Raw genomic sequence first — 20,619 nt, 5'->3', positions numbered from 1 at the left:
ATGTTCTATGTCGATTACCAGTGAAACTGAATTATCTGAAGAAGTATTATCCTGGCGCGATCCCAATATGGACTCCGTTCGCGGAACAGAAACCCCCAAAGATCCGAACAAAGGCTACATCGCACTGCTTGGCTGGAGTGTCAATGCAATAAAAGCTGCGCAGCAGTTTGACCGCCGCTATATCGTTGTTGCGCCTGAATGGGCTGCAGATTTTTGTACCGCTAACAACATACCTTTCATCTCATGGGATTTTATCCGTCTCAATGATAGGTCCCTGGAAATTGCCGAAAAACTGAAGGCGGAAGGAGTCGATGTAGCTATACCGTTATTCGAGGAAACCGTTGAGTGGTCCGGTGCCATCAATTCTGTTCTGCTGAATAATCCGCGCATGTACGGTCAGTCTATTCTGTTCCGTGACAAGGCGTTGATGAAGCGTCGTGCTCAGCTTGGTGGTATTCGCGTGGGGATTTTCGAAGAAGCGCATGAGAAAGAAGATATTGTTCGCTTTATGAAACGCGTTAATCAGACGCTGCTCAAACTTGATGGTGATCCGGATGATCCGATTCACGTTAAGGCATTCGACAAGGCCGGTTGCCTCGGTCACCGAATGATCCGCACGATAGATGAAATCGATAACATTCCGGCCGAAGAGTACCCGTTGCTGATGGAAAGTCACTTGGATGGCTGGGAGTTTGCGGTTGAGGCCTGGATCCACGATGGCAAAATCCAATTCCTCAACATTTCTGAATATGTCACCTTGGGTTACTCTGTATTTGTACCGGCTACCGCGGAACTTGAAAGCTGGCGGAATGCGATCACCAAACAGATCGAATTGCTGATCAAAACCTTCGACATCCAGTTTGGCCTGATTCACCCTGAGTACTTCGTTACGGCTGATGGCGAAATGTACTTTGGCGAAGTTGCCTATCGTCCGCCCGGCTTTAAAGCTTTTGAGCTGATCGAGAGAGCCTACGGATTCAATGCTTATCAGGCTTCGATGCTGGTATTCGATCCGAAAAGCACCAAACAGGAAGTGGCTGCATTCTTCCCCAAAGAAGTGGTCGATGCCAAGGGGTACGCTGGCTGCTTCGGCGTCTACCCACGCCGTCGTGTGGTCAGCAAGCTGGAAATGCCCAAAGAAACCATTGAGCATCCTTATTTTGAGTCACATGAACTGGTGGCACCGGCAGAAGAAACCGTTCCTGACCGGGCGGCTTTTGGTACGCATTGGGGCCTGATCTTCTTCTTTGGTGATGATCCCATCAAAATGCGCGATTTGCTAAAAGCGCAGGAGGAGTTGGACTTCTACGTCTAATTTCATATGCATAGCGACCTGCCTGCGAGGGTAGGTCGCTATGACTTTTTAGGGTTTGACGGTAAGTTGGGCTCTCCATTACAAAATAGCTGCTTTTCTAAGCAGAGGATAATTGTTTAAACTCAGGATTAACCTATAACAAACTTCACGGACGATATACGGTGCCTGCCACTCAGTAAGCCGTTAGGCCTTTGATGGCAGTCAGATTCGATTAATCTACGCAGATCAAAACTGTGAGGAAGATTATGAATGAATCAACTAATCGTAAGACCGTTTCTCTTTCATCGATCAAATATTTGTTGACGCAGATCCATATGGACCTCCGAGGTTTAATTTGGTGTGCGCTGCTGATATTTTCGTACCTTCCCACCGTTGCTTTTGCTCAAACTCCATGTCCTGGAATTCATGTGAAGATTCTCGATATCAGAAATAGCAAAGGAGCTGTCGCGTGCGCGCTTTTCGAGGCGCCAAATGGTTTCCCTACTGAGTTTCTGCGCTATGCAACCAATATTATGATGATAAAAATTCGGGATACAAAGGCACGTTGTGACTTTTTAGATATTCCGCCTGGAACGTATGCCTTGGCTGTTATTCATGATGAAAATATGGACGGCGAGCTTCGTACTAACTGGCTGGGGGTGCCCAAAGAAGGCTACGGTTTTTCAAACGATGCAAAAGCCTCAATGAGTGCGCCTTCATTTGAGGCTGCCAGTTTTACTTACGATGGCCAAAAACTGGATTTGACGATCAAGTTGAATTATTGAGCGATCGTTGAATAAATTCGACCAGAAAATGGATTGAGTTTAATCCTGTGAAAAACCAAGCTTCAGTAGCTGGTATCTTGATGCAGCCTTTGGCCGAAAACCTCAGGAAAGCAGTCGTTCGTTTCAGCAAACGACTGCTTTTGTTTTAAAACTGCAATGTAGGAGTTACCGGGTAGGTGTCGAATCTATTCGTCATTTCCCCAGAATTTCCACCACCTTCTCCGATGCTCTTCTTGTGATTTCTGGCCCTGCTCCGAACCTTTGCCTTGCTGCTTCGGTTCTTGTTCCATTGTACGTTGCCGATCCATGTCTTCCGGATCGTGTTCCCGCTTGCGTTCACGTGTTTGTTCACCTTCGCCGCCATATTGCTGCATCTGTTCTTGCTGCTTTTTGCCTTTACCGTCACCTTGCCCTTGCCCACCGGCAAAGTTAGTTGTCGAGAAAGCTGTTAAGGTCATCAGGGATAGAATTAAAATTAACTTTTTCATGACTTCATACCTCATAAAGATGGAATATGTATGACAGTTAACTTCCTGTTTACTGGATATTTAGTATATGGCTTGGAAATAAACTTACATTGAGCCAGATCAAAGATACGGTTTACAAAATTCTGTCCTAGGGCTAAAAAAAGTAAAAGGGGCGGAGTCAATTGAAAATTTAAGCAAAAAGCACAGATTATTTATGGATTAAAAGGTTTGTCTCCAGTTGCCACGTGCTTTATTCCATTTTGAGAGCTAGTATGCTCTGGTGTCATAAATTTTTATTTAATACTAGTTTGTTATGAAATTCATTCTGTTCTGTTGATTAACTGTTGTTCCTCATTTTGCTATTAATAGCTCAAAGTGCTTTGTAATCGGAGATTTGGATGGATACAGTCGATAAATTGTTTAATGGCAGCTTTATGCCCCATGGCCATTGTTTGCAATGGCTACCGGATCTCCTGTTCCTTCACGTCAGTGGTGATCTATTAACCTCTATTGCTTATTTTGTTATTCCTATTGCCCTTGTCTATTTAGTTAAAAAAAGAACTGATCTCGCTTTTAACTGGATATTTATTATGTTTGCCGCCTTTATTTTTCTGTGTGGTGTTACCCATCTCACTGGTTTAATAAATATCTGGCAGGGTTTTTATTACATTGAGGGGCTTGCTAAGTTTGCAACAGGTTTAGTCTCTATCCTGACCGCAGTTATGATTTGGCGATTAATACCAAAAGCCTTGGCTATTCCAAGCAATGATGAATTTCGAAATAAAAATGCAGCCTTACAGCAAGCTCAACGAGAGTTATTGGAATCCAACCAGTTACTCGAACGACGAGTGTTAGAACGTACCAAAGAGCTTGAACGCTTAACGACAACGGATCCGCTCACGGGTGTGATGAATCGTCGTGGGCTTATAGACAATTTGACAGCAGAAATTGATCGGGCAGAGCGTTACCATCACCACTTAAGTTTATTAATGGTCGACATGGATCACTTTAAAGACGTGAATGATAAATTTGGTCACCTTTCTGGCGATGCCGTTTTAATAGAAGTGGCCAATATTTTGTCTGATACCTGCAGAACCAGTGACTTTCTGGGCCGCTATGGTGGGGAAGAGTTTCTTTTGTTACTTCCCGAAACCGGTACTGAAGAAGCCAGTCAGCTTGCAGAACGTATCAGGGCCGCCATTGAACAGCATCGTTTTTGCCAGGATGATGGCGTCGATATCTCTCTGACATGCAGTATTGGCGTTACAGAGTTTCGAGTTAACCAAACCCAAACCAGCTTGCTTCAAAGCGTTGATCGCATGTTGTATAGCGCCAAAGAGTCCGGTAGAAACAGAGTAGTGGTAAATGATAACTCAGAAAGTTAACCGATAAATGAGCAGCTCTCTCAATCTGCCCAGACGTTCAATATTATTTCCGTCGGAAATAATATTGAGACGAAAACTGAATATAAATATTAAAAGTTTATTTACTTGATACCACTTATCTTATTGCCACATACTCAGTTCTTATCATGACAATAAAACCTTCAGAAAGAGTACTGAATCGCATTTGCCGCATTGCGCTAGCCTTGTTTTCGTTAGCGTTGGTTTGTAGTACCGCAATTCCTTTAATACATACCGATCAATGGTGGATACGAATATTCGATTTTCCTCGCGTACAAATTTCCGTATTGATGGGTTTGGCTTTAGCCGCCTATGTGGCTCTGAGTTTTTGGCGTCGGATGCGGATATGGGAATATGCGCTTGCTGCGATGGTCGTCCTGTCATTGATCTGGCAGCTTATAGCCATTGCTCCATACACCGCGTTTTATCCCAAGGAAATGTCTGAAAGCCGACAGGATAATGATTCCAATCGGATATCGTTACTGATTTATAACGTGCGTTACGATAATCGTGAAGTGAAAGCGCTGCTGAAACTGATACGTGATAACGATCCCGATATAATTTTATTAAGCGAAACGACCAAATGGTGGTTAGAACAACTGGAGGGTCTGGAAGACGACTATCCTTTTACATTATTCCAGCCGCAAGATAATCATTACGGTATGTTGCTTTTCTCCCGACAAGAGCTGGTGAATCCAGAGATCCGCTTTTTAATTGAGTCAGAAATTCCATCAATTCGCACCCAGGTTCGGCTTCCATCGGGAAAACTTGTAACCCTTTATGGTGTGCATCCACGACCTCCTGGTCTTGATCTTTCTGAAGAAGAGGAGGCTGAAGCGGATGGAGATGAACGCGCAGACTCCGATATGCGGGATGCCGAATTGATGTTGGTTGCCAAAGAGGTTAAAGAGTTAGGAGAGGTTCCGGTCATCGTGGCTGGCGATTTTAATGATGTGGCTTGGTCACATACCACACATCTTTTTCAGCGAACGGGTGGTTTACTCGATCCGCGTGTAGGGCGTGGCTTAATGAATACTTTTGATACCAGAAGTCGCCTGTTACGCTATCCACTGGATCATGCTTTCGCCTCAGAACATTTCCTTCTCGTTGAGCTACGACGTCTTCCCGATATCGGATCTGATCACTTTCCCCTATTTGTTGTGCTCGATTACGATCCTGATGCGTCCATTGAAAACGAAGAGCCCCAGTCTGATGCGGATGATGAACAAGAAGCTGAGGAGGCCATCGATAAAGGCAAGAATAGTGAATGAAAGAGTAGCCTTAAGACGTTCTTGAAAAGTTCAGTAACAGCAGATTTGATAGCTATCGTAGTCAGTCATACCAAAATCTGTGGGGATAGATGATGAAGCATGCAACTGCAATTGTTTTAGGGGCGACAGGCGCTGTGGGTAAGCAGTTAGTCAATCAATTAAGCCGACGAGAAGATGTCGTTAATATCATTTTGATTTCGCGTCGCGAATTAGACATATTGAGAGATTTTCCCGATGCGATTGCTTCAAAAATAAACAATCAGGTTGTGGACTTTGAACAGTTGGAACAACAGGTAACTCCCCTGATTCCGCCAAAATCTGTTGCTTTTATTGCATTGGGAACAACGCAAAAACAGGCGGGTAGTAAGGCGGCCTTTCGTCATATTGATCATGATTTGGTGATCGCGTTTGCACGAGCATGTAAATCTGCTGATGTTTGCAGACTCGGTGTTGTCACTGCACATGGGGCCAATGTGGATTCTGCTAGTTTTTATAATCATGTCAAAGGTGAGGTTGAGCGGGATATTAAATTACTGGGTTTACCTAGTGTGTTTTTTGCCCGTCCTTCACTACTGTTAGGCCGACCGGATGATGGTCGTTTTGCCGAGAAACTGGGTGAAAGTTTGCTCGCCCCCATATCCTCATTTATTCCCAAAGCTGTGCGTCCAATTTCAACAAAATGCGTGGCAGCGGCGATGATTAAAGCAGCCTACGATGCTGAAAATAAAAGCTCGTCTTTTGTGCTGTCGAATGCTGATATGCATCAGCTTCAGATTATTGAGTAATGGTTCGATCCTGCCAAAGATTGACCATTCAAAGGCGATCCTTATTTTAGAAACCCCTTCAATTTCGTGGTTGCTACATTAATAGTCAGAATATATGATCTGTATACGTTTCGTATATTAGGATCTGTTATGGGTATTGTGAAAATAAATGATGATTTGCATGAGGAAATTCGAAAGTCCAGCTCGGTTATGGTTCGTTCGATCAATGCTCAGGCTGAGTATTGGATAAAAATAGGTATGCTGGCCGAGGCCAACCCGAGTATGTCTTTTTCGGAAATTATCAGTGCCCAGATGAAACATGCCGACGTTGAAATAAAGAAAATTGTCGGTGGCTAGGGTAACACTCAAAACCACGGACGAATTGCAGGTGATGCGTGAAGCCGGCAGACTGCTCGCATCCGTTTTCAGCTATCTTGATAAGTATGTAACAGTTGGCATATCCACGATGGATATCAACAATTTGGCTGAACGATATATTGTTGATCAACTGGGTGCCCACCCTGCAAGTAAAGGGCAATATGGTTACCAGTATGTGCTCAATACCTCAGTCAATCATGTGGTTTGTCATGGTGTTCCTGCAGACAATCAGAAACTGAAGTCGGGTGATATCATCAATGTGGATATCACGCTGGAGAAAGGTGGCTATATCGCTGATTCCAGCAAAATGTATCTGATCGGTGAAGTCACACCACTGGCAAAACGTTTAGTCGATAAAACCTACGAAGCGATGTGGCAAGGGATTCGAGCCGTGAAGCCAGGTGCCACTCTGGGCGATATCGGTTACGCGATTCAACATTATGCTGAGAAACATGGGTATTCTGTGGTTCGTGAATACTGTGGTCACGGCATTGGTCGAGAAATGCACGAAGAACCTGCAGTTTTACATTTTGGCCAGCCAAAAAAAGGACTGGTTTTACAGGAAGGAATGACCTTCACCATCGAGCCGATGATCAATCAGGGAAAGGCCAAGGTGAAACAAAAGAAAGATGGATGGACCGTGGTAACCAGTGATAAAAAGTTATCTGCACAATGGGAACACACCATTGCGGTTACTTCGAATGGTTACGAGGTGCTTACGCTCCGGGAAGAGGAATGTAACTGACCTGCAGATCACCTGAACAACTCTCTAAAGGCTATTTAGAATGTTGCACAAATCGCTAATGTCATCCAACAAACATGTAAGTCCGGGCACGTTATTTGTGGTGCTGGCGGCAATGTGTTGGGGACTTGCAGGTGGGATAGGTGGCATCCTCACGGCAGAAGGCTGGAGCTCGTTAGTGGTGTCTTTCTATCGAGGTATTATAGGACTTCTGTTCGTTTTCTTATGGCTGATATTACGTCCGAACAACAGCGGATTGGCAAATTGGCGATTATGGTTTTGGTCGGTTATTGCTGGGGTGGGCGTCGCTGGTAACTTCGCTTTTTATTTCAGGAGTATTGCCGAGGGAAGCGTTGCGGTTGCTGTAACGCTGATGTATTGCGCACCTGTGTTCGTTTTTCTAATTTCTTTTGCATTCAAACTTGAAAGAGCTTCTTTATTTAAATGGTGCGCCATGGCAATGGTCATTATGGGGGTGATGTTACTAACGGGGCTATATGATATTGATACCGATGATGTCACACCTGTCGCCGCTGGAGCCGGCCTGCTCTCCGGCCTTTCCTATGCGATATTCATTTTTGGTTTCAAATATGCAGTTCCACACGGTAGCCCGCAGGCGATTCTGTTTATAGCCTTTGGGGTTCTGGTCAGTATACTAATCGGGTTTGTAGATATTGAACAGACAGTGTCAGTATTGAGCTCACCAAATTGGTTTCTGTTTGTGCTGTTGGGAGTGCTTGGCGCAGGGATCTCATTCATTCTCTATATCGTCGGACTGAAATACACCGCGCCAACATTGGTCGCTATTGTGGCTATGGTCGAACCGGTAACAGCATCTCTATTCGGGATAGTGGTTTTAGATGAAAACTTATCGGCACTACAGTTTTTCGGTATGGGACTGATAATTGTGACTGTTACAGTACTGAGCAGATATACAAGCTCGCAGAATGAGCCATCTGAAACAGGCGATCAGCCAACTTAATTTAAACTCACATTTACGTTAAAACAGAAAAGAGAAGACGGGTTTCTTAAGGACATTGAATTTGCCCGGGCCTTTGAAATTAGCGGTGATAACGGCAGGCCGTTACCAGCATCGTCGTCAGGACATCTCTACTTTCCATGCTTCACCTCCGGTTGGGGAATGGTTTGCTCGCTGGAATTTAATAGGGATATTAGTTGTGCATTGGGGCGTTCTGAATGAGAGAAACTAGCTATCCCACAAACGTTAAAGGGATAGATTGTTGTAATCTGAAGTTAACACTACACGTCTTTTGGGTGAGGAATGAATCGACGGCTTGGCAAAAAAGCGATTATTTGGCTGGTCCTATTGTGTATTGCTGTAGCTAGCATTGGTTGGTATTTAGCTTTATCCAATCAAACCTTGTGCGGTGCCAGCACTGAAGACGCTATGGTGATGCTTTCCATTGGTTTGGGGCTGGGGTGTGTGCCGTTTATTCCCGGTACAGCAGGTGCTCTTGGGGGCGTTATACTCAGTTTATTGATTAGTCGACTTAGCACCATAAAACAGTTGGTGGTCATCGCTTTGCTGATTCTTGTCGCTATTCCAATAAGTGAACATGGTGAAAGATTTTTTGCTAGCAAAGATGCTTCAGTTATCGTAGCGGATGAACTGCTTACCTTTCCACTGGCAACTATTGGTCTTCCCGTTCATCAACATCCAGTAATGCTGGCCGGTATTTTTATGACTAACCGCATTGTTGACTGGACCAAGCCACCACCGGCTCGGGCGGCTGAATCCATACCTGGAGGCGTGGGGATAGTGCTTGATGATGTGGTGGCAAGCTTGTGGACATTGCTTATATTCACTATTGGTTGGCGGTGGTATCGTCGACAATAAAAGACGGTTTTAGTAAGGTTGAAAATAAAAACAGCCTATTTATTAAATTGTTTTTATATAATCAGAAAACAACATAAACATTAAAACGTTTAGCTTTACGCTATAAGGAAATTCAAAAGTGTTGAAGAATCGCTCTAATTATTCGCTTGCCGCTGTTGGCCTTATGGTGGCCTTAGGTACAATTACTGCCGCACATGCTCAGCCACAGGACTATGATTGGTCTGGAACATATATAGGTGTAAGTCTTGGGGCGGCTCATAGTCGTGCCTCATTTGATGCTTCAACTTCTGATGGTTTTCCGGGGTCTTATTTTACGACGCCCGATCCTGAGCAAATTGCCGAAGCGGCTGATAAAAGTGCTTCGCAATCCGAGCTAAGTGCGGGTTTGTTCGGGGGCTATGGTCAGCAATTTGATCGTTTATATCTCGGGGTGGAGGCTGGCGTGAACAGTTTAAGCTTTGATGACTCCTCTTCATCAGGCGGCATTTATGAGTCGGCTCCAATAGCGACCTATAACAATAAAATCTCCGTGAAGGCTGACTGGCAAGCATCACTTCGTGCTCGTGTAGGTTGGGCCGAGAAACGCTGGCTTGCCTACCTTACCGGTGGTGTAGCAGCGACTAAAATCAGAATGGATGCAACATTTTCTGATGACTTGTCCGGGACAGGCGCTTTTGGTCGTGATTCAGATAATGAAACCAAACTAGGATGGGTTATCGGTCTGGGTGGGGAATATGCTCTTAGCGAAAGTTGGACAATTCGAGGAGAGTATCTCTACGCGGATTATGGAAAAGCTGATACAACAGCATTGGTCACCAATCCAGCTTTTCCGACGCTTGCGAATGACTTGAAAAGCTCTGTCGAACTTAAAACCCAGATTCTTTCAGTGGGTGTTTCTTATCGTTTCTAATGGTTTGGTAGCTCAGCCTTTGACAGCATAGAATGCCTTGAGGACTCTTTAACAAGCGCTAAGCCCATTATTTCGGTTAGTTATTTACAGGAATGCGTCGGATTCAAACTGTAAATATCGGATGCTATGGCACAAAATGTGAGAAACTCCTTTTATTGCCCGAAGTAAATTGTTGGCATCTTCCTCCCTATTTTCCTACCCGAACGTGAGCCCAAATATGCAGATGAATAATGCGATTAGCTGATTTTATCCGAGCAGAAATAGAGCCGATTCTGCAGGATTGGGAAGCGTTTGCCAAAACACTGCTGAGTGGCAAACATATGAGCAAATCTGGGCTGCGTGATCATGCCAGAGATATGCTGTTGGCGATTGCAGACGATCTTGATACCCCACAGAGCGAAACAGAACAGACTGCCAAATCGAAAGGGCATGAACCTGAAGATGAAGGAGAATCTTGGGCAGAAGTGCATGGTGGTGACCGCCATATCAGCGGTTTCAGCGTGATGGAGACGGTTTCAGAGTTCAGGGCGCTTCGGGCCAGTGTGGTTTCACAGTGGACTAAAGCATATAAAACTACTCAAAACCATGATCTCGAAGATCTCACCCGGTTTCATGAAGCGATTGACCAGGCCGTTGCTGAGTCCCTCGAACATTATGCTACTGCAAAAGAGATGGAAACCCGATTATTTGGTGCCATTCTGTTAGCATCGCCTGATCCGATTTATGTGCTCGATCTCGGAGGCAAATTTATCTATGCAAACAAAGCCACCGCGGATCTTTTCGCGTTGGCACCAAAGGAGATCATTGGCAAATCTACTTTTGATCTTGGGTTTCCGTTTGCATCTGATTTTCAGCACAATTTGGAAAAGGTGATAGCGGATCAGTCAACCTATCGTGGAAAGTTTGTGCATAGGTTTAGCTCTGGTCATGGTGAAAGATTTGAGTATCTTCTGGCACCCGTACTGGATGAACAACAAAATACTGAAGCCACTGTATGCATTGCCCGGGATATCACCGAACAAGCGCTGGCTGAAGAAAAAATATGGCACAACGCTCATCATGACTTACTAACCGGGTTGCCCAATCGACGTCTTTTTCTGGATCGTCTGGAACAAGAGGTCAAACATGCAAAGCGTAGCAAAATTCCCTTAGCTGTACTGTTTATGGATCTTGATGGCTTTAAAGAGGTAAACGACACACTTGGTCACGAAGCGGGAGACCGCGTATTAGAGCTTGTTGCAGAGCGGCTGATTAAATGTGTCCGAGAGGAAGATACCGTGGCCCGGCTGGGTGGAGATGAATTTACCGTCATTCTCACCGGTGCTCAGCAGCAAAAAGATATTGAGCTGGTGGCGCAATCGATAATTGACGCGATTGCTGTGCCGTTTAGTCTTGTGCAAATGCCCGTTCAGATTTCTGCCAGCATAGGGATCTCAACATTTACTGATACGACGATTTCTTCGATTGCTATGCTGGAAGCCGCCGACCATGCCATGTATAAAGCCAAAAAATCCGGTTCAAACCGTATTTATTTTCACGAATAATTAGATTAAACAGACATATAATTGGACTAGATTTGTTGAGCTTATATGGCGACCACTGCTGATTTTGTATGAGTAAAAAACGCAAGAAAATAAAAAATGAATCGATAGTCGATAGCGATAATGTCTTGCTAAAACCAGCGGGAAAGGTGCTGGCAGAGCTGATTCTGGAAAAAGAAGCGGCGTTTCTTGCTTCCTGGATGCATTTTAAAACGGCAGAAAATGATCTGGATGCATTACATAATATGCGTGTTGATCTGCGACGATTACGGGTGTGGGTAAAACTGACACGCGATGAAGTTAAAACCAATCAAAAAGCTAATAAACAGCTCAAGGCCCTGGCAAAGGCGAGTAACCCCTTACGAGATCATGAAGTGATGCTTAGTTGGTTAGCTTTGGCAAAAAATCAGATTGGAGGGGTGTCCGCCCTCGATAACCTGATTGAATATGGCAAACAGGCTTATAAACAACAGTCAACGCAACTGATTTTTTCTACTAAGCAGTCACTTGCACCACAACCCAAACAAAAAATCAGTGTCGGTTTAGAGCAATGGCTTGAAAAAACCGTGGAGCAGCGTATTAAGTTGATTGATCAACTTTTACATACGGGGATGGGGGACGCTCACCTCGCGCGAATTGAAATCAAATATTTACGCTATCTGCTCGAACCCTTCAGTAGTAGCGTTAAAAACTCAAAAGAGCTGGTAAGCTGGTGCAAAGAGGTACAAGAAATATTGGGTGATTTTCACGATTTGCAGGTTTTTCGAAGCCACCTGCCGGATTTTGCTCGATGGGTCATCGACCATGAGTTGGTAGAAGTTACTTTATCATCTGGAAAACAGAGCAGAGCTATTACAAAGGTTTTTGCGAATGCTCGCGAATCAATAATTGCTCTATCCGGCTGGCAGGATCAGGAACTCTCTCGTCAATGGTTTAAATGGCTGGACCGGCGGGATAATTATCTACTTCTGCTACAAACGCTTCGAAAAAATCAAAATTCAACCCACTTGGTTTGAGCTTTAAAAATGTGTCCAATAAAGTTTTTACTGTAACCCATCAAGTGTAGCCTGGATCTGAGTTCAGGCAATTTCCGATAAAAATAGTAATTCACTTGATTATCAAAATAGATTTGCTAGGAGAAAACCATGGATCCCTTACCTGAAAATAGCGGCAGTTGCCTTTGCGGTTCTGTAAAAATCAGTGCAAAACCAAAAAGTAATCATGTTGGGGCCTGTCATTGTGATATGTGTCGGAAGTGGGGTGGCGGACCATTTTTAGTGGTTGAATGTGAAGACGATGTGCATTTTGAAAGTGACAGGGATATCGGTGTTTACAGTTCATCCGATTGGGCCGAGCGGGGCTTTTGTCAGCAATGTGGCACACACCTGTTTTACCGCTTCAAGCAAGGTGGTTTTTATGCCATTCCAGTAGGATTGTTTGATGAAAAGGAAAAATGGCAATTGGCTGAACAAGTTTTTATTGATAATAAACCCAGTTATTACTCGTTTGCCGAAAAGACCAGAAACTTCACCGAAGCAGAGATTATTGCTCAATTCAGTGACAAGTGACTGAGCAATAAATCCTCTGCTTTTAAGAAATAACCATTTGTTCTGACGTTTGTAAAATGCACGTCCAGCTTTTCCACAGACATTGCATTTTGCTTTAGGAATACTATATTTCGTCTACAGCTTCGACACACTCCGGTAAGGTTTGTCCACCATCCACTACCATTTGCTGGCCAGTGATATAGGCCGCTTCATCTGAAGCAAAAAACAATGCAGCATTGGCGATATCTTCTACGGCACCGAGTCGTTTTAATGGAATCGCTGCAGCCATGCTGTTGAGATAATCTTCTCCCAGACTGGCTAAACCTTCAGTAACAATATTGCCGGGCATAACGGCATTAATGGTGGTGTTGTAACGGGCCAGTTCCATTGCTGCAGTTTTCATAAAGCCTAGTTGACCCGCTTTGGTCGCGCCATAATGTGCCCAACCCGGGTAACCGGTAATGGGGCCTGTTATCGATGAGGTGACCACAACGCGACCTTTACCCAGTTTTTCAAAGTGTGAGATACAGGCTTTGACACACAGAAAGGTGCTTTTCAGATTGGTCGACATGATGTCATCCCACTCTTCGGGGGAGAGGTCGACAATTTTCTTTTGCGGGAAGGTGCCGGCATTGGCGCAGAGAATATCGACAAGTCCAAACGTGTTTGCTGTGTGTTCAACCAGTGCCTGAACCTGATCCCAGTTTGAGACATCACATAAATAATATTCAGCGCTGCCACCCGCAGCTTTGATTTCTTCGACGGCCTCTTTTGCTGCGCTCTCGCCACGGGCGGCAATCATCACGTTGGCTCCCTGCTTAGCAAATACACTGGCAATCCCTTTACCAATCCCTTTTGAGCCACCAGTAACAATAACCGTCTTGTCTTGAATGGATGTGAGCATGTAATACCTCCAGAAGTTGATTGAATCAATTAAAGGTATTTTTAGCATAAATCTTTTTCTTTGCAACAAAAATATTGCAAGTCGGACATTTTGGCGTTATAAATAATTTCACCACTGTTTATCTGGGTTTGAGTTATGACCGGTTTATATAACAACGATTATCTGCAGCAATTGTCTGGGGAGGTCGAAAAATTACTGGGGCATTGGAATATCAATGAAACTGCTAATATCTCGCTGCTGACGGTTTCTGAAAATGCCACCTTTATGGTGACCGATGAAAAAAACAATCAACGTTTTATTATTCGTGTACATCGCCCTGAATATCATTCCAAAAATGAAATTCTTTCCGAATTACGCTGGATTCAATCGCTACGCGAGCAAGCATTGCTTAATACCCCAGAACCGTTAACCCGTCGTGATGGTTCAATGGTGGCTTCATTCAGTGATGATGGAGTGGAACGTTATGTGGTGGCTTTCGAGTTTATGCCCGGTACACAGCCGAATGAAGATGAATCACTGATCGAGGGTTTCGAGATATTGGGGGCAACCTCGGCCAGATTGCATCAACATGCAAGACAATGGTCTTTACCGGAAGGTTTTACCCGTAAAAAATGGAATTTTGACAGTGCTTTTGGTGCAAATCCTTTATGGGGAGACTGGCGTGATGCACCGGGGCTAAACAAAGAAGGGCAAGCGGTATTAGAACAGTTATGCGAAGTGCTGGAAGCAAAATTACAGCACTATGGTGAAAGCCCGGATCGCTTTGGTCTGGTGCACGCCGATCTACGATTAGCGAATTTGCTGGTCGATGATAAACAGCTAAGTGTGATTGATTTTGATGATTGCGGGTTTAGCTGGTTTATTTATGATTATGCTTCAGCCGTTTCTTTTCTGGAAACCTCACCTTTATTGCCAGAGTTGGAACGTGCCTGGGTACGTGGTTATAAATCGATAGCGCCGTTATCTGCCGAAGATGAAGCGATGATTTCAACCTTTGTGATGTTTCGGAGATTGTTGCTGACCGCCTGGGTGGCAAGTCACCCTGAAACAGAAACAGCTGCTGAAGCCGGTTATGAACAATTCACCTTCGGCACCATTGAACTGGCAAAAAAATATCTGCAGCAACAGACTGAAGATCGTAATGGATTAACTGAAAAACGTATTCTGGATATGAATGCCTTTGAAGCCAATCAGGGCAAACATCAGCAAAATGTGACGCGGCGTTTGAATAATCTGGGTGCGGCATCGGTGTTGTTTTACCAGGAGCCTATTGAAATGGTTTCGGCTCAGGGAGCCTGGATGCAGGCTTCTGATGGCAAAAATTACCTCGATTTTTACAATAATGTGCCATGTCTGGGTCATTGTCATCCCAGGGTGGTTGAGGCGGTCTCAAAGCAAATTGCTACGCTAAATGTGCATACCCGCTACCTGATTTCGGTAGTGGATGATTATCTTGAATCGTTAAAGGCCACTTTGCCTGACTCTATTACCAATATTGTAATGACCTGCTCGGGCAGTGAGGCCAATGATCTGGCGATGCGTCTGGCAAAACAGGCTTCAGGTGGTGAAGGTTTTATTGTCACTGAAGATGCCTATCACGGTAATACCAGTTTGGTCACCGAGGTGTCACCGTCAATTATCAAACAGGGTAAGTTGCCGGATCATGTTGTGGCAATACCGGCCCCATCTGTTGAGGTATATGGTGACGATATTGAAGCCGGCTTTGCTGCAAAAGTCACTGAATCCATTGAGCTTTTATGGGAACGAGGATATAGAGTCGCGGCTTTATTAGTCGATACCATTTTTTCATCAGACGGTATCTATACCGAGCCCAGAGGTTTTTTAAAAAAAGCTGTGGATGTGGTGCATAACGCTGGTGGCGTATTTATCGCCGATGAAGTGCAGCCTGGCTTTGCCAGATTAGGTGAGACCTTCTGGGGCTTTGAATTCCACGGGGTAACACCGGATATTGTGACGATGGGAAAGCCGATGGGTAATGGTTTTCCAATGGCGGCGGTTGCCACTAGATCAGAATATCTTGATTGTTTTTGTGCTGATGTCGGTTACTTTAATACCTTTGGGGGGAATCCGGTTGCCGCTGCTGCCGGACAGGCTGTTCTCGATACAATCAAACAAGAGAACCTGCAGGAAAATGCCCGGAAAATGGGGCTTTATTTAAAAACGCAGTTGAGCTCTATCATTAAACAATCCGCTTACGTTAATGAAGTGAGAGGGCAGGGACTGTTTCTGGGAATCGATATCGGCAAACGAGATAATAAACACGTTCCCGATCCTGTTAAAACCAAACAGGTAATTAATGATTTAAAAACGGCAGGTGTTTTGATTGGAGCGGCAGGACGATTTGGTGCCACCTTGAAATTAAGACCATTGTTAACCCTGAGGCAATCAGAAGCCGATTTCTTTTTGGAGGCGTTTTCCCAGCAGGTTTAATATGCATCGGCAACAAGCATTATTGGAGCGGCGCCTCAATAATTTTAACCTGTTCGCTGGATAATGCTTTTTTCAATGGCCCACTGGGTTTTTGATCAGTGATTAAATGGTCAATTTCATTCCACTTTGCATACCTTGCCGTTGCCATGCGATCGAATTTGCTGTGATCAGCGACAACCATGTTGTGACTGCTTTGCCGAATCATCTGTCGATAGACATCTGCCGCATCAACTAACGCATCAGTTGGGCCGGTAGGTGCTAGACCACTAGCCCCCAAAATCGCCCAGTCAGCAGTGTAATTTGCCAGAAACTGACAAGTCACCGAACCATGGGTAGCGCCTTCTTCTGCATGATAAACACCTGGCGCCATGATCACCTTAATGGTCGGATTAAATGACAACACCGTGGCGACGCCAAAAGAATGGGTAATAACCGTAATATTGCTCATTTCATAAGCGATACGTTTGGCAACTTCAACCGTGGTTACCCCTGAACCTATCATGAGTACTTTGGCATCTTTTAAGAGTGGAGCCGCTTTTTTTCCAATCGCTGCCCGTTCAGCCAGGTTGGCTTTATGCCGTTCATTGAGTACCGGCTCAACCGCCTGACGCAATAAGGCTCCACCATAAGTGCGGCTGATCAGGTTTTGTTCGGCCAGTTCTTCTAGGTCACGCCGAATGGTTTCTGTGGTCACGTGTAATGCCGAAGCTAATTCACTAACGCGCATTGATGGATGAATTGTCAGTTCATCAATAATTGATTTATGGCGGGCAGCTTTTTTTCGTGACATGACTGGTACTCATTGTTGATGGCTGAAAGGTACCATATTCGTCAGTGATTTCGTACATTCACCGCTGCGGCAATAGCTGTTATTTACGAAGATCTCTCGCACAATAAATGCCCTTATCTAATGCGAGGCATTAGCAACAAAAAACTGACCTGTGATCATTAGAATACAAAGTGTGGCACCAACATAAGGTACCCATAATGGAACACTGAAACCGCTATGGGCTGGTGTCTGCTTTTTAAGGCGGATCAGCGCGAAATTTGATAAGGCAAATACTATCAGGATAATGAATGATGTGGCTTGTGCTAATTTTTCGGTTGGCAGAAACGTTACTAGTAAAATGATAATAAAAACAATGAGTAATGTGGCCATTAATGGTGTATGGGTATGATGGTTGATGCGTGACAGCCACTTTGGAACCCCATTGAGATGCCTGCCCATATCATGAAACACTCTTGAAGCCATCACAATCTGAGCCAGTGCACCATTAACAATAATAAATAACGAAAGTGCGCCCAAGATATTTCCTGAATAACCTTCTGCTTTCATGACATCAACCAATGGTGCTTTAGAGTCAGCAAGTGCTTCAGCAGATAGGGTCAGTACTGCGCCCATCGAGACAGTAATATAAAAGAATAAAGAGACAATCAAAGCAAACAAAATGGCCAAAGGCATGGCTTTACTGACATTTTTAGCTTCTTCGGAGACGTGAACAATATCTTCAAAACCAATATAGGCATAAAAAGCGAGAAAAGCCCCCAGAACAATGCCACTCAAAGCAGTGGTGCTGGATAAAGGTTGTGCTTCAGAAAGTCGACCCGGCAATTCCGAAAAATTACCAGCGGTTACCACGAGTATGATGATTAACCCCGACAGGCCTGCAACAGTGGTGATCCCCATAAACCATGCCGTCCCCTTCATGCCAACAGCGGCAATAGCACCGAGTAACAGAACCAGGCCAATCATCAATGGAAGCTCCGGCCATGATAGAAAAATCTGGAAATATCCCGCAAAACCTGTAGTGATAGTGGCCGCTGAAACAATGCCGGTAGCGGCAATCATCCAACCCGTGGTTATTGAAAGCCATCTGGAGCCAAAAGCGGTACTTACATAGGCAACCGGACCACCACTTCTGGGCACTCGAACAGCCAGTTCAGCAAAAGAAAAGGCAGTAAACGCCGCCACTATGGATGCAACTAAAAAAGTGAGCGGGGCATAGATTCCGGCTTTACCAGCAATCTCGCCTATCAATACATAAATTCCAGCGCCCAATATGGTTCCCAGACCATATAAAGCAAGAAGCGGTGCGGGGACGTTTCGCTTTAATTCTGCATCAGTAGTTTTGTTCATCTAATAGTTTTCCAACAAGAAATGAGTTGAGTCTGGGGGGATAGGCAGATCTCAGCTAAGCGTTTATGGATGTTCAAGAACCTATCATGAGTAAAACCGGTTAGCAAAATGGCTAAAAAGCAATAAATGATATTTTCCTGTTATTTATTATGTTTTATTCCGTATTCATATGTAGTGATGGAGGTTTATTCTGCAAGACCTTTACTGGCTGATTGCCCAACTTGAAATAAAAAAGCGAAACCTTTATGAGTGAGAGAGATAAGGCCTTTTTTGATAGAGCGGATGCTTTTATTAAACTGGCTAATGAACAAATGGAGAAAAGCGTAGAGGCCGGTGAAGTAAGTGCATCGTTTATGTATGGATTAGCCAGGTACAGTGCGTGGTTTAGCGCATCTGGCTGGACCAATGCCAGGGATATGGCGGATGCACGTGATGAAACTGTCGATTTTTTTGTGAATGAATATCGGCGGATGTTGGAATTGAATATGGATGATTATATTCAGAATTTCAACAATTACGTTCAGGCCTCTGAACAATTGCAAAACAAAGGGTAAGTGTTCGCTTACCCTTTTTATTATGACCCAGCTGAGGTCAGTTTTTACCATGGCTTTGACCGCCCTTTACGGTCTGCACTCATAACTGAGTTTTACTCCAGCTCGTTATTTTTATACGTTAATCAGCGATATACCGTGTTCGGGAAAACCGGGCAGAGTTCGGTTAATTTAAAACCTTGAGTTCATCGCCTCAGACTTTTCAGATGAATTCTCATCATCGACCAAATCGTTGTAGTATTCAGTTTCATCCACGCGATCATTTCATAGATGATTTACCTTGTTTTGGGCGAATAACGTAAGGTCTGACCATGAGAATATATTTATCTTTTTGCACTGCATTGGTTTTACTTAGTGGTTGTGATGCTGCTGAGCCGGTAATGGTTTATGAGAGTCGAAATGCGCTGCAATGTGAAACCACAGGAATCTCACCCGCCGACAGTGCAGCGAAATTAGCGGCCGAAAACATTGAGGTGACTGAAACATATTGTGGACGGAGAACCGGTGTTGTCTATCCAGCAGCTTGTGGGATGGGAACAGGCACTATCTTGATTCATCAGATAGCTGAGGCAGAACTGGTTACGGCGAGAAATATTGGCTTTCAGGAAGTATCGGAACTGGTAGATCTCGACGCAGGTACTGGCTATGAATTCGTGGATTGTGAAGATGAATAAAGGCCCGCTGGAAATTCGTTAACAGTTTTTGTCAGCAACTAAAAAGTTAATCGATGCCAAACCGAATTACACCTATATTTTATCTTTTATTGATACTGCTGTTACTGGTGGCAGGTATCGTAATGCTGACGAAGATCGAAGAGGTGCCGGATTCAGCACCATCTGTTGCTGATACCAGCACCACAGAGGTAATTGAGCAGTCGAGATCGATGCCGAATATTTACATCGATCAGATTATTGCGCCTGCTAACGCTGAAAACCGCAAGGAGTTGTATGCCGATTTACTGACTATCTGCCAGGAAGAGGGCGTTTCAATCAAGGCACTGACGGATACTGAAATGTCACAACTGGGTACGATTCGTTTGCAACGCTGGATAGATGAAAACAGAACAGCCTATCGTCTGGAATCATGGGATTATCAGCTGGAAGAACCACAACAGCAACCGCATTGCCACTTTCAGCTGATCAGTAGTGGTCGTCATGTCATGATAGATGCGGAGGGACTGACAGGGATCAATCTGAATGATAATCAGCCTTATGAGATTGCGCCACTAACCAATATGGATGCCAGTTTGTTGTTACGTTCTCCAGCGCGACAAGACAAAATATCGACTGGTCAACTGAGAGAAGTCGCTGGTCAGCCATGTGTTGAATCCACTATTGCCGATTATGAAGAAGCGATAACATGTACATGGACTGGAGGTGTTGCATGGGGCTTTGAACCGGAATCAGATGGTATCGAGTCGGTTTCAGATACGCATCACTATGCCTTATTCAGATCGATTGTTCTGCAGCAGGATCCGGCCGGAAATGTGTTGGATAAAATCAGTACGGTGACTTTCAACATTGGTGACAAACTTGATGAGGCAGCGATGCAACCTGCCCCTGCCACAGCGTCTCCTGCTGAGCAGCCGTAACCCTGAATCTTCCTGCTGTTAACAC

General features: G+C 44.5%; 22 protein-coding genes. 18 read left to right on the top strand and 4 right to left on the bottom strand.

Translation table 11 applies throughout. From position 1 onward, the window contains the following. The first annotated feature begins 7 nt into the window (after window positions 1-7). Window positions 8-1,315: an ATP-grasp domain-containing protein gene (locus tag B4F66_RS12820; protein ID WP_292353511.1), complete on the top strand. Its 1,308-nt coding sequence runs from the start codon at window positions 8-10 to the stop codon at window positions 1,313-1,315. Between the two features lie 245 nt (window positions 1,316-1,560). Beyond that, window positions 1,561-2,079, top strand: coding sequence for a DUF2141 domain-containing protein (locus tag B4F66_RS12815; protein ID WP_292353512.1), 519 nt, complete (start codon window positions 1,561-1,563; stop codon window positions 2,077-2,079). 185 nt (window positions 2,080-2,264) lie between these two features. Here B4F66_RS12815 and B4F66_RS12810 read toward each other — a convergent pair whose 3' ends face one another. Next, complete coding sequence (locus B4F66_RS12810) at window positions 2,265-2,567, bottom strand: hypothetical protein (RefSeq protein WP_292353513.1); 303 nt, start codon at window positions 2,565-2,567, stop codon at window positions 2,265-2,267. A 377-nt stretch (window positions 2,568-2,944) separates the two neighbouring features. Here B4F66_RS12810 and B4F66_RS12805 point away from each other — a divergent pair, with 377 nt between their 5' ends. The 12 genes from B4F66_RS12805 to B4F66_RS12750 all read left to right on the top strand — a co-directional run bounded on the left by B4F66_RS12805 (window position 2,945) and on the right by B4F66_RS12750 (window position 12,981). Next, window positions 2,945-3,931 carry a GGDEF domain-containing protein gene (locus B4F66_RS12805; RefSeq protein ID WP_292353514.1) on the top strand — a complete coding sequence of 329 codons (987 nt, stop codon included), beginning with the start codon at window positions 2,945-2,947 and terminating at the stop codon, window positions 3,929-3,931. A 146-nt stretch (window positions 3,932-4,077) separates the two neighbouring features. Further along, window positions 4,078-5,220 carry an endonuclease/exonuclease/phosphatase family protein gene (locus B4F66_RS12800; protein WP_292353515.1) on the top strand — a complete coding sequence of 381 codons (1,143 nt, stop codon included), beginning with the start codon at window positions 4,078-4,080 and terminating at the stop codon, window positions 5,218-5,220. 89 nt (window positions 5,221-5,309) lie between these two features. Further along, on the top strand, window positions 5,310-6,005 hold the full coding sequence (locus B4F66_RS12795; RefSeq protein ID WP_292400353.1) for an NAD(P)H-binding protein: 696 nt from the start codon (window positions 5,310-5,312) through the stop codon (window positions 6,003-6,005). A gap of 129 nt (window positions 6,006-6,134) precedes the next feature. Continuing rightward, a complete protein-coding gene (locus B4F66_RS12790; protein ID WP_292353517.1) occupies window positions 6,135-6,341 on the top strand; it encodes a ParD-like family protein in 207 nt (68 codons plus the stop codon). Further along, entirely contained in the window at window positions 6,334-7,107 is a 774-nt protein-coding gene (gene map, locus B4F66_RS12785) for a type I methionyl aminopeptidase (RefSeq protein WP_292353518.1), read from the top strand. The genes B4F66_RS12790 and map overlap by 8 nt, the downstream gene beginning before the upstream one ends. Window positions 7,108-7,147: 40 nt before the next feature. Then, on the top strand, window positions 7,148-8,086 hold the full coding sequence (locus tag B4F66_RS12780) for a DMT family transporter (protein WP_292353519.1): 939 nt from the start codon (window positions 7,148-7,150) through the stop codon (window positions 8,084-8,086). Window positions 8,087-8,147: 61 nt separating this feature from the next. Further along, window positions 8,148-8,315, top strand: coding sequence for a hypothetical protein (locus B4F66_RS12775; protein WP_292737491.1), 168 nt, complete (start codon window positions 8,148-8,150; stop codon window positions 8,313-8,315). A 71-nt stretch (window positions 8,316-8,386) separates the two neighbouring features. Continuing rightward, window positions 8,387-8,962, top strand: a complete 576-nt coding sequence (locus tag B4F66_RS12770; RefSeq protein ID WP_292353521.1) for a phosphatidylglycerophosphatase A family protein — start codon at window positions 8,387-8,389, stop codon at window positions 8,960-8,962. 118 nt (window positions 8,963-9,080) lie between these two features. Then, window positions 9,081-9,872: an outer membrane protein gene (locus tag B4F66_RS12765; protein WP_292353522.1), complete on the top strand. Its 792-nt coding sequence runs from the start codon at window positions 9,081-9,083 to the stop codon at window positions 9,870-9,872. Between the two features lie 230 nt (window positions 9,873-10,102). Next, on the top strand, window positions 10,103-11,416 hold the full coding sequence (locus B4F66_RS12760) for a diguanylate cyclase domain-containing protein (protein ID WP_292353523.1): 1,314 nt from the start codon (window positions 10,103-10,105) through the stop codon (window positions 11,414-11,416). A 68-nt stretch (window positions 11,417-11,484) separates the two neighbouring features. After that, window positions 11,485-12,429: a CHAD domain-containing protein gene (locus B4F66_RS12755; protein ID WP_292353524.1), complete on the top strand. Its 945-nt coding sequence runs from the start codon at window positions 11,485-11,487 to the stop codon at window positions 12,427-12,429. Window positions 12,430-12,558: 129 nt separating this feature from the next. Then, window positions 12,559-12,981, top strand: coding sequence for a GFA family protein (locus B4F66_RS12750; protein WP_292353525.1), 423 nt, complete (start codon window positions 12,559-12,561; stop codon window positions 12,979-12,981). A gap of 103 nt (window positions 12,982-13,084) precedes the next feature. Here B4F66_RS12750 and fabG read toward each other — a convergent pair whose 3' ends face one another. Further along, a complete protein-coding gene (gene fabG / locus B4F66_RS12745; RefSeq protein WP_292353526.1) occupies window positions 13,085-13,864 on the bottom strand; it encodes a 3-oxoacyl-ACP reductase FabG in 780 nt (259 codons plus the stop codon). A 135-nt stretch (window positions 13,865-13,999) separates the two neighbouring features. Here fabG and B4F66_RS12740 point away from each other — a divergent pair, with 135 nt between their 5' ends. Further along, entirely contained in the window at window positions 14,000-16,315 is a 2,316-nt protein-coding gene (locus B4F66_RS12740; protein WP_292353527.1) for an aminotransferase class III-fold pyridoxal phosphate-dependent enzyme, read from the top strand. A gap of 19 nt (window positions 16,316-16,334) precedes the next feature. On the opposite strand, the gene B4F66_RS12735 is transcribed toward B4F66_RS12740, so the two are convergent. Both B4F66_RS12735 and B4F66_RS12730 read right to left on the bottom strand, forming a co-directional pair. Continuing rightward, complete coding sequence (locus B4F66_RS12735) at window positions 16,335-17,105, bottom strand: DeoR/GlpR family DNA-binding transcription regulator (RefSeq protein ID WP_292353528.1); 771 nt, start codon at window positions 17,103-17,105, stop codon at window positions 16,335-16,337. 117 nt (window positions 17,106-17,222) lie between these two features. After that, on the bottom strand, window positions 17,223-18,452 hold the full coding sequence (locus B4F66_RS12730) for an APC family permease (protein ID WP_292353529.1): 1,230 nt from the start codon (window positions 18,450-18,452) through the stop codon (window positions 17,223-17,225). Window positions 18,453-18,697: 245 nt separating this feature from the next. On the opposite strand from B4F66_RS12730, the gene B4F66_RS12725 reads away from it, so the two are divergent. From B4F66_RS12725 to B4F66_RS12715, 3 genes are all read left to right on the top strand, one after another. Continuing rightward, complete coding sequence (locus tag B4F66_RS12725; RefSeq protein ID WP_292353530.1) at window positions 18,698-19,006, top strand: DUF3144 domain-containing protein; 309 nt, start codon at window positions 18,698-18,700, stop codon at window positions 19,004-19,006. A gap of 308 nt (window positions 19,007-19,314) precedes the next feature. After that, window positions 19,315-19,677 carry a putative periplasmic lipoprotein gene (locus tag B4F66_RS12720; protein WP_292353531.1) on the top strand — a complete coding sequence of 121 codons (363 nt, stop codon included), beginning with the start codon at window positions 19,315-19,317 and terminating at the stop codon, window positions 19,675-19,677. A gap of 53 nt (window positions 19,678-19,730) precedes the next feature. Then, window positions 19,731-20,594: a hypothetical protein gene (locus tag B4F66_RS12715; protein ID WP_292353532.1), complete on the top strand. Its 864-nt coding sequence runs from the start codon at window positions 19,731-19,733 to the stop codon at window positions 20,592-20,594. Window positions 20,595-20,619 lie beyond the last annotated feature (25 nt).

This window comes from Methylophaga sp. UBA3603 (assembly GCF_002375335.1).
Classification (GTDB): domain Bacteria; phylum Pseudomonadota; class Gammaproteobacteria; order Nitrosococcales; family Methylophagaceae; genus Methylophaga.
This window is presented reverse-complemented; position numbering and strand designations above follow the sequence as displayed.

Bases quoted from the DNA above. Each gene is read 5' to 3' on its own strand.
- B4F66_RS12820 (WP_292353511.1), top strand. From the start codon at position 8: ATGTCGATTACCAGTGAAACTGAATTATCTGAAGAAGTATTATCCTGG.
- B4F66_RS12815 (WP_292353512.1), top strand. From the start codon at position 1,561: ATGAATGAATCAACTAATCGTAAGACCGTTTCTCTTTCATCGATCAAA.
- B4F66_RS12810 (WP_292353513.1), bottom strand. From the start codon at position 2,567: ATGAAAAAGTTAATTTTAATTCTATCCCTGATGACCTTAACAGCTTTC.
- B4F66_RS12805 (WP_292353514.1), top strand. From the start codon at position 2,945: ATGGATACAGTCGATAAATTGTTTAATGGCAGCTTTATGCCCCATGGC.
- B4F66_RS12800 (WP_292353515.1), top strand. From the start codon at position 4,078: ATGACAATAAAACCTTCAGAAAGAGTACTGAATCGCATTTGCCGCATT.
- B4F66_RS12795 (WP_292400353.1), top strand. From the start codon at position 5,310: ATGATGAAGCATGCAACTGCAATTGTTTTAGGGGCGACAGGCGCTGTG.
- B4F66_RS12790 (WP_292353517.1), top strand. From the start codon at position 6,135: ATGGGTATTGTGAAAATAAATGATGATTTGCATGAGGAAATTCGAAAG.
- B4F66_RS12780 (WP_292353519.1), top strand. From the start codon at position 7,148: ATGTTGCACAAATCGCTAATGTCATCCAACAAACATGTAAGTCCGGGC.
- B4F66_RS12770 (WP_292353521.1), top strand. From the start codon at position 8,387: ATGAATCGACGGCTTGGCAAAAAAGCGATTATTTGGCTGGTCCTATTG.
- B4F66_RS12760 (WP_292353523.1), top strand. From the start codon at position 10,103: ATGCGATTAGCTGATTTTATCCGAGCAGAAATAGAGCCGATTCTGCAG.
- B4F66_RS12755 (WP_292353524.1), top strand. From the start codon at position 11,485: ATGAGTAAAAAACGCAAGAAAATAAAAAATGAATCGATAGTCGATAGC.
- B4F66_RS12750 (WP_292353525.1), top strand. From the start codon at position 12,559: ATGGATCCCTTACCTGAAAATAGCGGCAGTTGCCTTTGCGGTTCTGTA.
- fabG (WP_292353526.1), bottom strand. From the start codon at position 13,864: ATGCTCACATCCATTCAAGACAAGACGGTTATTGTTACTGGTGGCTCA.
- B4F66_RS12740 (WP_292353527.1), top strand. From the start codon at position 14,000: ATGACCGGTTTATATAACAACGATTATCTGCAGCAATTGTCTGGGGAG.
- B4F66_RS12735 (WP_292353528.1), bottom strand. From the start codon at position 17,105: ATGTCACGAAAAAAAGCTGCCCGCCATAAATCAATTATTGATGAACTG.
- B4F66_RS12730 (WP_292353529.1), bottom strand. From the start codon at position 18,452: ATGAACAAAACTACTGATGCAGAATTAAAGCGAAACGTCCCCGCACCG.
- B4F66_RS12725 (WP_292353530.1), top strand. From the start codon at position 18,698: ATGAGTGAGAGAGATAAGGCCTTTTTTGATAGAGCGGATGCTTTTATT.
- B4F66_RS12720 (WP_292353531.1), top strand. From the start codon at position 19,315: ATGAGAATATATTTATCTTTTTGCACTGCATTGGTTTTACTTAGTGGT.
- B4F66_RS12715 (WP_292353532.1), top strand. From the start codon at position 19,731: ATGCCAAACCGAATTACACCTATATTTTATCTTTTATTGATACTGCTG.